This is a genomic window from Actinosynnema pretiosum, from assembly GCF_002354875.1.
Taxonomy (GTDB): domain Bacteria; phylum Actinomycetota; class Actinomycetes; order Mycobacteriales; family Pseudonocardiaceae; genus Actinosynnema; species Actinosynnema auranticum.
On sequence record NZ_CP023445.1, the window covers coordinates 7,048,908 to 7,061,063 of the forward strand.

The 12,156-nt window shown below is 70.0% G+C and carries 14 protein-coding genes; 1 reads left to right on the forward strand and 13 read right to left on the reverse strand.

Features of this window, described 5'->3' with window-relative positions:
• Nucleotides 1-74: 74 nt before the first annotated feature.
• On the forward strand, nucleotides 75-647 hold the full coding sequence (locus CNX65_RS30180; protein WP_096496771.1) for a cob(I)yrinic acid a,c-diamide adenosyltransferase: 573 nt from the start codon (nucleotides 75-77) through the stop codon (nucleotides 645-647).
• 78 nt (nucleotides 648-725) lie between these two features.
• Here CNX65_RS30180 and CNX65_RS30185 read toward each other — a convergent pair whose 3' ends face one another.
• The 13 genes from CNX65_RS30185 to CNX65_RS30245 all read right to left on the reverse strand — a co-directional run bounded on the left by CNX65_RS30185 (nucleotide 726) and on the right by CNX65_RS30245 (nucleotide 11,640).
• On the reverse strand, nucleotides 726-1,157 hold the full coding sequence (locus CNX65_RS30185; protein WP_096498079.1) for a DUF2550 domain-containing protein: 432 nt from the start codon (nucleotides 1,155-1,157) through the stop codon (nucleotides 726-728).
• Nucleotides 1,158-1,191: 34 nt separating this feature from the next.
• Complete coding sequence (locus CNX65_RS30190; protein WP_096498080.1) at nucleotides 1,192-1,557, reverse strand: F0F1 ATP synthase subunit epsilon; 366 nt, start codon at nucleotides 1,555-1,557, stop codon at nucleotides 1,192-1,194.
• A 389-nt stretch (nucleotides 1,558-1,946) separates the two neighbouring features.
• Nucleotides 1,947-3,383, reverse strand: a complete 1,437-nt coding sequence (atpD, locus tag CNX65_RS30195; protein ID WP_015804827.1) for a F0F1 ATP synthase subunit beta — start codon at nucleotides 3,381-3,383, stop codon at nucleotides 1,947-1,949.
• Nucleotides 3,376-4,314 (reverse strand): F0F1 ATP synthase subunit gamma, encoded by a 939-nt coding sequence (locus CNX65_RS30200; RefSeq protein WP_096496772.1) that lies wholly within the window; start codon nucleotides 4,312-4,314, stop codon nucleotides 3,376-3,378. Before CNX65_RS30200 ends, atpD begins: the two co-directional genes overlap by 8 nt.
• Nucleotides 4,315-4,321: 7 nt before the next feature.
• The gene (gene atpA / locus CNX65_RS30205) at nucleotides 4,322-5,968 is read right to left on the reverse strand and encodes a F0F1 ATP synthase subunit alpha (protein ID WP_096496773.1); all 1,647 of its coding nucleotides are present in this window, start codon (nucleotides 5,966-5,968) and stop codon (nucleotides 4,322-4,324) included.
• A 64-nt stretch (nucleotides 5,969-6,032) separates the two neighbouring features.
• The gene (locus CNX65_RS30210; RefSeq protein ID WP_096496774.1) at nucleotides 6,033-6,860 is read right to left on the reverse strand and encodes a F0F1 ATP synthase subunit delta; all 828 of its coding nucleotides are present in this window, start codon (nucleotides 6,858-6,860) and stop codon (nucleotides 6,033-6,035) included.
• Nucleotides 6,861-6,868: 8 nt separating this feature from the next.
• Nucleotides 6,869-7,417, reverse strand: a complete 549-nt coding sequence (locus CNX65_RS30215; RefSeq protein WP_096496775.1) for a F0F1 ATP synthase subunit B — start codon at nucleotides 7,415-7,417, stop codon at nucleotides 6,869-6,871.
• Nucleotides 7,418-7,448: 31 nt separating this feature from the next.
• The gene (locus CNX65_RS30220) at nucleotides 7,449-7,670 is read right to left on the reverse strand and encodes an ATP synthase F0 subunit C (protein ID WP_015804832.1); all 222 of its coding nucleotides are present in this window, start codon (nucleotides 7,668-7,670) and stop codon (nucleotides 7,449-7,451) included.
• 89 nt (nucleotides 7,671-7,759) lie between these two features.
• Nucleotides 7,760-8,557 carry a F0F1 ATP synthase subunit A gene (gene atpB, locus CNX65_RS30225; protein WP_041838514.1) on the reverse strand — a complete coding sequence of 266 codons (798 nt, stop codon included), beginning with the start codon at nucleotides 8,555-8,557 and terminating at the stop codon, nucleotides 7,760-7,762.
• Between the two features lie 31 nt (nucleotides 8,558-8,588).
• Nucleotides 8,589-8,798 (reverse strand): AtpZ/AtpI family protein, encoded by a 210-nt coding sequence (locus CNX65_RS30230; RefSeq protein ID WP_015804834.1) that lies wholly within the window; start codon nucleotides 8,796-8,798, stop codon nucleotides 8,589-8,591.
• Between the two features lie 46 nt (nucleotides 8,799-8,844).
• A complete protein-coding gene (locus tag CNX65_RS30235; protein ID WP_157767906.1) occupies nucleotides 8,845-9,282 on the reverse strand; it encodes a hypothetical protein in 438 nt (145 codons plus the stop codon).
• Nucleotides 9,283-9,748: 466 nt separating this feature from the next.
• Nucleotides 9,749-10,918 (reverse strand): glycosyltransferase family 4 protein, encoded by a 1,170-nt coding sequence (locus tag CNX65_RS30240; RefSeq protein ID WP_096496776.1) that lies wholly within the window; start codon nucleotides 10,916-10,918, stop codon nucleotides 9,749-9,751.
• 71 nt (nucleotides 10,919-10,989) lie between these two features.
• Nucleotides 10,990-11,640 (reverse strand): L-threonylcarbamoyladenylate synthase, encoded by a 651-nt coding sequence (locus CNX65_RS30245; protein WP_096496777.1) that lies wholly within the window; start codon nucleotides 11,638-11,640, stop codon nucleotides 10,990-10,992.
• Nucleotides 11,641-12,156 lie beyond the last annotated feature (516 nt).

The following is a 12,156-nucleotide window of genomic DNA, read 5'->3' on the forward strand; positions in this document are numbered from 1 at the left end:
TCCTCGACTCTGGGTGGCGCTCATCCTACGGAGCGGGCGAACCGAACGGGTTCCGGGCGGCCTATGGTGCCCGCATGGCCGTTCACCTCACGAAGATCTACACGCGGGTTGGCGACGACGGGACCACCGGTCTCGGCGACTTCTCCAGGGTCCCGAAGACCGCCCCGCGCATCGCGGCGTACGCGGACGCGGACGAGACCGGCGCGGTGCTCGGCGTGGCGATGGCCCTCGGCGCCCTCGCCGACGACGTCAAGGCGGTGGTCCTGCGCGTCCAGAACGACCTGTTCGACGTCGGCGCGGACCTGTGCGCCCCCATCGTGGAGGACCCCCAGTACCCGCCGCTGCGCGTCACCCAGGCCTACGTGGACCGCCTGGAGACCTGGTGCGACGAGTTCAACGCCCGCCTCGGCAAGCTCGACTCGTTCATCCTCAGCGGCGGCACCCCCGGCGCGGCCCTGCTGCACCAGGCCCGCACGGTGGCGCGCCGGGCGGAGCGCAGCACGTGGGCGCTCATCGAGGCCGAGCCGGACACCACGAACCCGCTGACCGCGAAGTACCTGAACCGCCTGTCCGACCTGCTGTTCATCCTCGCCCGTGTGGCGAACCCGGACGGCGACGTCCTGTGGAAGCCCGCCGACAACGCCTGAGCGCCCCCGGAAGCGCGAAGACCGCCCCGACCAGGTGTCGGCGGCGGTCTCATCGCGTTCCGGCCCGCTGCGGGCCGCTCAGGAGGCCCAGGGGATGGACCGGCCGGGCGGGGCCGACTCCAACCACGACAGGAACCCCGTCAGCGCGTCGGGCCCCATCGCGATCTCGACCTCGCCGGACGCCGTCCTGCACCGCAGCACGCGCGCGCCCGCGGGCATCGCGTACGCCTCGGGCTCGGTCGGCTCGCGCCGGGTGTCGATCTCGAAGTCGGACCGGTGGATCGTCCGGTCGGGGCCCGCCCGCAGGCTGAACACCCGGTACCAGGCGAACTCGTCCCCCCGGTACCGCCCGACCCCGAGCTGCCAGCCGCGCCCGTTCTCCTCGACCCGCGAGCGCAGGGCCACGTGCACCCCGCCCGCGCGCAGCAGGCGCACCCGCCGCCAGGCCGTGTAGGTCAGCACCAGCGCCGCGAGGAACAGGACCACCCCGACCACTTCGGCGATCCCCACCACGGCGCTGCCCCGTCCCCTCGGTCCAGGCCCGTCAGGCCGTGTGCCCGGCCGCCTTGATGCGGGCCTGGGCCTTCAACCGGTCGGAGCCCTCGGCGCTCTCCAGCTCCCGCTTGGCCGCGTCGACGTCGATCTCGCGGGCGAGGTCGGCCTCCTCGGCCAGCACGCTCACGCTCTCGGCGGTCACGGACAGGAACCCGCCGTGCACGGCCGCCGCGACGACCTCGCCGTCGGTGGTGCGCACCTTGACGATGCCGCCCTCGACGAGCTGGGCGAGCATGGGCTCGTGACCGGGCAGGATGCCGATCTCACCCTCGGTCGTCTTCGCGACCACCGACTTCGCAGAGCCGGACCACAGGCGGCGTTCGACGGCGACGAGCTGGACGGTCATCTCGGCCACGTGCATCTCCCTCACTACAGGTCGAGTCGAACGCAGTCTAAACGGTCGCCGCGACCGCGTGCCGCACCAGCCACCCCAAGCAGGCCCGCGCGGGCGCGCGGCGCGGCGGAACCGGTCGAGAACCGGGCAGGGCGCCACCGGCTCCCCCGCGCCAACCGGCCCTGACCTGCGCGAACACCAACCCTGCCGGACCGGGCGCGCACCACCGCGATTCCACCGGAAAAACGAATAGCACCCATAAGGCCCCCACCACCCGACCGGCGACGTCACGCAGTGGAGTGCGTCACACGAACGAGGGACCACCGCAGCGGGAACGGCCCGTGAAAAGCGAAGAGGACCGCCCCCTGGGGGACGGCCCTCTCAGCGAGAACCGGCTAGCCGCGCGGAGCTCAGTTGCCCGCGAGCTTCTTGGCGTTGGCCTCGACGTCGTCCAACCCGCCGCAGGAGAAGAACGCCTGCTCGGGCAGGTGGTCGAACTCGCCCTTGCACACGCGGTCGAACGCCTCGATCGTGTCCTTGATCGGCACGAAGGAGCCGGGCTGACCGGTGAACTTCTCGGCCACGATGAAGTTCTGGCCGAGGAAGCGCTCCAGGCGACGGGCGCGACCGACGAGGACCTTGTCCTCCTCGGAGAGCTCGTCCATGCCGAGGATGGCGATGATGTCCTGCAGCTCCTTGTACTTCTGCAGGATGCGCTTCACCTCCTGGGCGACCCGGTAGTGCTCCTCGCCGACGATCGACGGCTCCAGGATGCGGGAGCTCGACGACAGCGGGTCGACGGCCGGGTAGATGCCCTTCTGGGAGATCGGACGGGAGAGCTCCGTCGTCGCGTCCAGGTGGGCGAAGGTGGTGGCGGGCGCCGGGTCGGTGTAGTCGTCCGCGGGCACGTAGATCGCCTGCAGCGAGGTGATCGACTTGCCTCGGGTCGACGTGATCCGCTCCTGCAGCTCACCCATCTCGTCGGCCAGCGTCGGCTGGTAGCCCACGGCGGACGGCATCCGGCCCAGCAGGGTCGACACCTCGGAACCCGCCTGGGTGAACCGGAAGATGTTGTCGATGAACAGCAGCACGTCCTGGTTCTGGACGTCGCGGAAGTACTCCGCCATCGTCAGTGCCGAGAGCGCGACGCGCATGCGGGTGCCCGGCGGCTCGTCCATCTGGCCGAAGACGAGCGCGGTGTCGCCGAGCACGCCCATCTCCTCCATCTCCAGGAGGAGGTCCGTGCCCTCGCGGGTGCGCTCGCCGACGCCGGCGAACACCGACGTGCCGGAGAACTCGCGGGCGATACGGGTGATCATCTCCTGGATGAGCACCGTCTTGCCCACGCCCGCGCCGCCGAACAGGCCGATCTTGCCGCCCTTGACGTACGGGGTCAGCAGGTCGATGACCTTGATGCCCGTTTCCAGGATCTCGGTCTTGCCCTCGAGCTGGTCGAACGACGGCGCCTTGCGGTGGATGCCCCACTGCTCGCCGTCGCGGCCGAGGCCGGGGCTGTCGAGGCAGTCGCCGAGCGCGTTGAACACGTGGCCCTTGACGACGTCGCCGACGGGGACCGAGATGGCCTTGCCGGAGTCGGTCACCGGGGCGCCGCGGACGAGGCCGTCGGTCGGCTGCATGGAGATCGTGCGGACCAGGTTGTCACCCAGGTGCTGGGCGACCTCCAGGGTCAGCGTCTTGGCCACGGCCTCGTAGGTGATCTCGGCGTGGCAGGCGTTGAACAGCTCGGGCACGGCGTCGCGCGGGAACTCCACGTCGACGACCGCGCCGATCACCCGGACCACACGGCCGGTGCGGGTGGTGGTGGCAGTAGCACTCATGTCACTCATCACTTCCTGCGCCACCGGTAAGCGCGGAGGCGCCACCGACGATCTCGCTGATCTCCTGGGTGATCTGGGCCTGGCGGGCCGCGTTCGCCTGGCGGCTCAGGTTGCGGACCAGCTCGGAGGCGTTGTCAGTCGCCGCCTTCATCGCGGTCCGCCGAGCAGCCGACTCGGACGCGGCGGCCTCCAGCAGCGCGGAGAACAGCCTGGTCTTGATGTACTTGGGGAGCAGCGCGTCCAGCAGGCTGTCCGCGTCCGGCTCGAACTCGTACGACGCGTGCAGCCCCTCGTGCGGCTCCGCGTCGTACTCGACGGTCAGCGGGGCGATCCGCTTGGCGACCGGCTGCTGGCTGAGCATGGACTTGAACTCGGTGTAGACGACGTGCAGCTCGTCCACGCCCAGCACGCCGTCCGGCCCCGGCTCGTCGCCCTCGTCGTCGCTGCCCGCCATGAACGCCGAGACGAGCGCGTCGCCCGCCTCGGAGGCGTTCACGTAGTTCGGCGCCTGCGAGAAGCCGCTCCACTCGCCCGCGATCGCGCGGCGGCGGAAGTTGTAGTACCCCGCCCCCTTGCGACCGGCGACGAAGAGCACCGGCTCCTTGCCCTCCGAGCGCAGCAGCGCGAAGAGCTCCTCGGCGGCCTTGAGCACGTTGGCGTTGTAGCCGCCGCACATGCCCTTGTCGCTGGTGACGATGAGGACGCCCGCGCGCCGGGGGTTCTTGCGGGCCTCCAGCAGCGGGTGGTCCAGGCTGGAGGCGCCCTCGGCGAGAGCGCGCAGCACGTGGGTGATCTCGTCCGCGTACGGGCGCGACGCCGCGACCCGCGACTGGGCCTTGGCCAGTCGCGAGGTCGCGATGAGCTCGTACGCCTTGGTGATCTTCTTGGTCGAGTTGACCGAGCGGATCCGCTGGCGAAGCTCCCGAATCTGTGCCGCCATGCCTACGTCACTTCTCGGTCGGAGCGGATCGGCTGGTCTTCACCGACTCCTGTCCGACCTTGTCGGCGGCCATGGCGTCGGCGGCGGCCTCGTTCACGACCGGCGCGCCACCGGTGGCGGTGAACTGCTTCTTGAACGCGTTGACCGCGTCCACGATGCCCTTCTCCGCGTCGTCGGACAGCTTCTTGGTGTCGCGGATCGAGGACAGCACCACGTCGTGGTTGCGACGCAGGTGGTCCAGGAACTCGCCCTCGAAGCGGCGCACGTCGCCGATGGCGACCGAGTCGAAGTGGCCCTTGGTGCCGAGGTAGATGGAGACGACCTGCTCCTCCATCGGGACCGGCGAGTACTGGCCCTGCTTGAGCAGCTCGACCAGGCGGGCGCCGCGGTCCAGCTGGGCGCGCGAGGCGGCGTCCAGGTCCGAGGCGAAGGCGGAGAACGCCTCCAGCTCGCGGAACTGGGACAGGTCCAGGCGCAGCGAGCCGGAGACCGTCTTCATCGCCTTGGTCTGCGCGGCGCCACCGACGCGGGACACCGAGATGCCCACGTTGACGGCCGGGCGCACACCGGCGTTGAACAGGTCCGACTCCAGGAAGCACTGGCCGTCGGTGATGGAGATGACGTTGGTCGGGATGTACGCCGACACGTCGTTCGCCTTGGTCTCGATGATCGGCAGACCGGTCATCGAGCCGCCGCCGAGCTCGTCGGACAGCTTCGCGCAGCGCTCCAGCAGGCGCGAGTGCAAGTAGAAGACGTCACCGGGGTAGGCCTCGCGGCCCGGCGGGCGGCGCAGCAGCAGCGAGATCGCGCGGTACGCCTCGGCCTGCTTGGTGAGGTCGTCGAAGATGATGAGGACGTGCTTGCCCTCGTACATCCAGTGCTGGCCGATGGCGGAGCCGGTGTACGGCGCCAGCCACTTGAAGCCGGCCGAGTCGGACGCGGGAGCCGCCACGATGGTGGTGTACTCCAGGGCCCCGGCCTCCTCCAGCGCGGCCTTGACGCCCGCGATGGTGGAGCCCTTCTGGCCGACGGCGACGTAGACGCAGCGGACCTGCTGCTGCGGGTCGCCGCTCTCCCACGCCTTCTTCTGGTTGATGATCGTGTCGATGCAGACCGCGGTCTTGCCGGTCTTGCGGTCGCCGATGATCAGCTGGCGCTGGCCGCGGCCGATGGGGGTCATCGAGTCGATGGCCTTGATGCCGGTCTGCATCGGCTCGCCCACGGGCTGGCGCTGGAGCACCGTCGCGGCCTGGAGCTCCAGGGCGCGGTTGTCGTCGGCGACGATGTCGCCGAGACCGTCGATGGGCTGGCCGAGGGGGTTGACCACCCGGCCGAGGAAGCCGTCGCCGACCGGGACCGAGAGGACCTGGCCGGTGCGCTTGACCTCCTGGCCCTCCTCGATCTTGTCGAAGTCACCGAGGATGACCGCGCCGATCTCGCGGACCTCCAGGTTGAGCGCCACTCCGAGGACGCCGCCGGGGAACTCCAGCAGCTCGTTGGTCATCGTGCCGGGCAAACCCTCGACGATGGCGATGCCGTCGTAGGTCTCGGCGACGACACCGACCTCTTCCCGGTTGACCTCCGGGGAGTAGCTCGAGACGTACTTCTCGATCGCACTGCGGATCTCGTCCGACGAGATCGTCAGCTCCGCCATGTCGTTCCTGCTCTCACTTCGTTCATGGGAAAGGGGCTGGGCAAGCCGCGGTTCCGGGTTCGGGTCAGCCTGCGAGGTCGCGGCGGAGTGCCGCCAGGCGACCTGCGACGCTCCCGTCGATGACCTCGTCACCGATCTTGATGACCAGGCCGCCGACGAGCGAGGCATCGACCTCGACGTGCAGTGCGATCGGTCGTGAGTAGATGCGGGTCAGCGAGGCCGCGAGGCGGTCCTGCTGGTCCGCGGTCAGCTCGACCGCCGAGCGGACGTGGGCGACCGAGCGCTCGCGGCGCTTGGCCGCGAGGCCCGCCAGGAGGGTCAGGCCGTTGACCACGCTCAGGCCCCTGGGGAGCTGGACGAGCTGGGTGACCAGTGCCTCGGTCACCTTCTCGACCTTGCCCCTGATGAGGCCGTTCAGCAGGGCGAGCTTGCCGTCGGGCGAACCGGCCGGGTCGGTGAGGACCCGCTCCAGCTCGGGGTTCCCGGCGACGATGCGGCCGAGGCGGAACAGCTCGTCCTCGACGGCGTCGAGCCTGCCGTCGCGCTCCGCGTGCACCAGCAGCGCGGTGCGAGCCAGCGACTCGACCCCGTCCACCAGCTCGCGCGGGCTCGACCACTTGGCGGAGACGGCCGTGACGAGGACGTCCAGCGTGGCGTCCGCGACCTTGCCCGCCAGCAGGGAGCGCAGGAGGCGCTCCCTGCCCGCGGGGTCGGACGAGGCGTCGCCGAACGCGCGCCGCAGCTGCGGCTGCGCGCTCAGCAGACCCACCACGGAGAACAGCTCCTGCCCCAGCGCGGACGGGCCGGTGGCGCCCGCGGCGCCCTCGACCAGCTCCAGCAGCCGCAGTTCAGCGGCTGCCAGAGCTTCGCGACTAGCGGCGTGCAGCGTCATGGACTCCCCTACTTCGCCGCGGGCGCCGCTGCGGCGTCCAGCTCGTTGAGGAAGCGGTCCACGGTGCCGCGGCGCAGCGCCTGGTCCTCCAGCGACTCGCCGACGACCTTGCCCGCGAGGTCGACGGCCACGCGGCCGAGGTCGGCCCGCAGCTCGGAGACGATGCGGGCGCGGTGCGCGTCGAGCTCGTTGTGGCCGTGGGCGACGATGCGGTCGTACTCCGCCTGCGCCCGGTCCCGCATCTCCTCGACGATCTGCTGGCCCTCGGCCCGCGCGTCGTCACGGATGCGGGCCGCCTCGGCGCGAGCCTCGGCGAGCTGCTCCTTGTACTCCTCCAGCGTGCGAGCCGCTTCGGCCTGAGCCGCCTCGGCCCTGGCGATACCGCCCTCGATCTTCTCGGTGCGCTCGGCCAGCACCTTCTGGAAGAGCGGTAGCACCTTCTTCCAGAAGACGAAGCCGATGATCGCCAAGCAGACCGCGGACCACACGATGTCGTAGACGGCCGGGATGAGGGGGTTAACAGCCCCCTCGGCCGCCAGGATCAGCGGTTCGGTCATGGTGGTCACCGCCTTGTCTGGGTCCGGTCGATCAGCTGAAGAGGAAGCCGGCGACCAGGCCCAGCAGGGCCAGGGCCTCGGTGAACGCGATACCCAGGATCATGGTGGTGCGCAGCTGGCCTGCCATCTCGGGCTGGCGAGCCATGGCCTCGACGGTCTTGCCCGCGACGAAGGCGACACCGATGCCGGGGCCGATCGTGGCGATGCCGTAGCCGACGGCGTTGAGGTTGCCTGCGACCTCAGCAAGGATCATTTCTGTCGTTCCCTTTCCGGTTGGCCCGCGCCGGTTCTCGGTGGCGCGGGTCGTCCAAGACCCTGGGTGTCCCCGGATCTCGGTGGGTCTCAGTGCTCCGCGTGGAGCGCACCGTCGATGTAGACGGCGGTGAGCAGGGTGAAGATGTACGCCTGGAGGAACTGCACCATCAGCTCGAACAGGGTGAACATCAGGCCCATGACGAGCGACAGGAAGCCTGCCGGCGCCAGGACCAGGTCCCCGGCCTGGAACATCAGGTACCACGCGGCGCTGAAGAACAGGACCAGCGCCATGTGCCCGGCGAGCATGTTCGCCATGAGGCGGATCATCAGCGTTCCGGGACGGATGAGGAACACCGAGACGAGCTCGATGGGCGTCACCAGAACGTAGAGCGGCTTGGGAACCCCCGGCGGGAACAGGTTCGACTTGAGGTAGCCGCCGACACCCTGCGCCTTGATGCCCGCGTAGTTGAACGCCAGGTAGGCGACCACCGCGAGCGCGAGCGGCAACCCGATGCGGGCCGTGCTCGGCATGTTCAGGAACGGGATGATCCCGGAGAGGTTCGTCGCCCAGATCAGGAAGAAGAAGGTCGTCAGGAGCGGCAGGAACCGCCTGCCGTTCTCCTTGCCGAGGACGTCCTCGGCGATGTTGATGCGGACGAAGTCCAGCGCCATCTCGCCGAGGTTCTGGATGCCCCTCGGCACGAGCTTGGGCCTGCGCATGGCGATCAGGAAGAACGCCGCGAGGACCACCGTCATGAGGATGCGGATCAGCATGACCCGGTCGAGCTCGAACGGCGTGCCTTCAAACAGCAGGGCAGGCGGGAAGAACTCTTCGATCGCCGGCTTGTGGAACTCCCCACCCTCGGCAAGCACCAAGGTGTCCAACTGGTCTCCCTGCGTCGCGGCCGGCACTTCCTCAGCCCTGACCGTGGCGTACATAGACGATGTAGAACCCCGTGACAAAGCCCACCGTTAGCCCGATCGGAGTGAAGATCTGGCTCTCGGTGGTCTTGTCGATTAGGAAGCCGATACCGCCCCACACCGCGGGGCCGGACACCAGCGTGCCGATGATCGACCAGACAGCACCGTCACCCCTTGGGGGTGGTTTGTCTGACTTGTCACTCATCTACGCGCACCCTACCAACCGGTGGTCCCAGGTCTGCACACGGGGGTTAGCGCGCATCGCCCTGACCAGTGCTGGAGGGGTTGAAGTAGAGCATCCGGGCCTTGACCACGACCCAGGTCTCCGAGGCGAGGACGACGACGACCGCGATCATCACGACGGCGCCGAACACCGGTTTGGAGTAGAACGTCGCGTCCTTCAACAGGGCGAGTGCGACGAGCAGCACGATCACCTTGAGTAGCCAGCCGCCCATCATCGCCCCGCCGGTCACGGTCGGTGAGGCCTTGGCCGTCAGCAGGACCGTCAGCAGGGTGATGAGCAGGAAGCCACCGGCGATCCCGGCGCCGAGGAGCGCGCCCCACAGCCCTTCCCGGCCCGCGGTGAACCAGCCGACGAGCGCGGCGATCACCACCACCGGGGCGAGCACGAGGGCGGACTGCCGAAGCGCTCTGCGCGCTACGTCAGCGGCGTCGAGGAGTCGCGTCACCCCACCATTGTGGCTGCCCGCCCCCGCGAGCACTCACCGGGTGTGCTTTAGACCTCACCCGGACGGTGCGCCGGGGCCCGGCGCTGATCTGGGCGAACAGTGGGCGAACTTCACGTGGCGCTGAGGCGGTGGCCCCTCCTCGGACATTGTTCGCCGCGGTTCGGCGCGTGGTCGAGGCTACCCGAAGGTGTGTTTCCCGGAAATGGCGCGGGCGCGATCCGACAGGGTTTTCACAGGGTAATGCGCGCGGCCCCGCCGGGTAATGCGCCGGTAACGCGGAAAACCCCGCCACCGAGCCGAACCGGGCGGTACCTGCTGCTCAGGGGCGGGGTGACGCCGGGCTGCGGGGCGGTCCCGGCCCCCGCGACCCGGCGGTTGATCTTGTCGCGCTGGGTGTGCGCGTCACCCATGTCCGAATTCTTCCCGAAAAGTGGAACGGTGGGACACCCGTTCGGGCGTCCCACCGTCACGCTCGGTTCTTGCGCGACTCGCGGAGTCTCGGGACCGCCGAGATGAAGAACGCGAGCAGCAGCCCGATCAGGAAGCACCAGGCGACCACGCCGGTGTCGAACACGGTCAGCGAGACCGCGCCGAACGCCAGCAGCCCGGCCCACAAGTAGATCAGCAGGACGGCGCGGCGCTGGGAGTGGCCGATCTGGAGCAGCCGGTGGTGCAGGTGCATCTTGTCCGCCGAGAACGGGCTCTGCCCCTTGCGGGTGCGCCGGACGATCGCCATCAGCAGGTCCAGCAGCGGCACGAACAGCACCGCCGCGACGACCAGCAGGGGCGACATCAGGCCGAGCACGTCGCTGGCGTTGAGCGACTCGTAGTTGAGCTTGCCGGACGCCGAGGTGGTCGCGGCGGCGAGCATCAGGCCGATCAGCATCGACCCCGAGTCGCCCATGAAGATCCGGGCCGGGTTGAAGTTGTGCGGCAGGAAGCCGAGGCACGCGCCCGCCAGGCACGCCGCGATCAGCGCGGGCGGGTAAGCGCCGACGTCGCCCTCGTTGTTGGCGAGGACACCGCCGATGGAGAAAGCGCAGGTCGCCGCGGCGGCGATCAGCCCGATGCCCGCCGCGAGGCCGTCGAGGCCGTCCACGAAGTTCATCGCGTTGATCATCGTGACGGCGAGCAGCACGCTCAGCAGCGCGCCCTGGTTCTGGTCGAGCACCAGCAGCGAGCCGGTGCCCGAGCCGTCGTCGCCCCACGGCACCCAGAACACGAACCACTGGAGGCCGTAGAGGACGAGCACGCCCGCGGCCGTGACCTGGCCCGCGAGCTTGGTGAGCGAGTCGAGCTCGAACCGGTCGTCGACCACGCCGACCAGCACGATGATGCCGCCGCCGAGGACGACGGCGTAGGGGTCGTAGGAGAAGTCGAAGGCTGAGCGCAGCACCGGCAGCTGGTGGGCGAGCATCATCCCGCCGAGCACGCCGCCGTACATGGCCAGGCCGCCCATGCGGGGCATCGGCTTGACGTGGACGTCGCGTGTTCGGGGGTGGGCGACCGCGCCGATCCGGAACGCGAGCGCGCGGACCAGGCCGACGAGGAGGAAAGTCACCACTGCGGCGGTGAGCGCGACGAGCAGGTACTCCCGGACCGGGAGGACGTTGGACGCGGCAGGCAACTGGCCCACGGGAGGCTATCCCCTCGGGGATTCCGGTTCGGACACTGGACCCACCACGCTACTCGGCTGCTGGAGATCCACTAGCGCGCGACCTCGACTTCGACGCCCAGCACGGAGGCGATGTCGGCCACCGGGACCGCGCCCTCGCGCAGCACCAGCGGGTCCGTCCCGGTGAGGTCGACGATCGTGGAGGCCACGTTCTCGCCGGACGGACCGCCGTCCAGGTAGACCTGCACGTCCTCGCCCAGCTGCTCGCGCGCCTGCGCGGCGCTCGCGGCTGGCGGGAAGCCGGACTTGTTCGCGCTGGAGACGGCCATCGGGCCCACGTCGCGCAGGAGTTCGAGCGCGACGGGGTGCAGCGGCATCCGCAGCATCACGGTGCCCCGCGTCTGCCCGAGGTCCCAGGCCAGCGAGGGCGCGTGGTGCAGGACCAGCGACAGCCCGCCGGGCCAGAACGCCTCGATCAGCGAGCGGGCCTGGCGCGGCACCGACAGCACGAGGCCGTCGATCGTGGTCCAGGAGCCGACGAGCACCGGGACGGGCATGTCGGGCCCGCGCCCCTTCGCGGCGAGCAGCGACCGCACGGCGGCAGCGTCGAAAGCGTCGCAGCCGATTCCGTAGACGGTGTCGGTGGGGAGGACGACGAGCCTGCCCGAGCGGACCGCTCCGGCTGCGGCGGCGAGACCCGCCACCCGGTCGTCCTGGACTCGGCAGTCGTAGACCGTACTCACCCGAGGAATCCTGGCACAGCGCGTGGAGTGACGGCCGCCAGCCTCCGCCCCCACCCGAAATGACGTCCTACCACGCAGGTGGGTAGGGGTGGCGCGGCGCGGGGATCGGCGGTGGTGACGGGGAGTGGGGGCGAGGGGGGTGAGGTGGTCGACCGGGTCGGGGGTGGGCGCGGTGGTGGGGGCGCGGTGGTGGGGGCGCGAGGCACGAGGCGGAAGGCGGGAGGCTCATGCACCGGCCGGATCACCATCCGCCCGGTGCATGACCGGATGGGTCCCGGCAGGCGGTTCCGGGGCCGCCCGACTCCACGGTGGACCCGCGACCAGCGCACGGTCCGCGCACGGCAAGCGATTCCATGCACCGGGTGCATGACCCTCATCCAGCGGACACCGGTAGCGGATGGAGAACATGCGTCTCCCGCAGGGGGATTCATCCGCCCGACGGGTGAACACGACCGGGCCGGGGCGTCGAACCGCTCCGTGCAAGCGCTTTCCCCTGCGCAGGACGCGAATCGACGC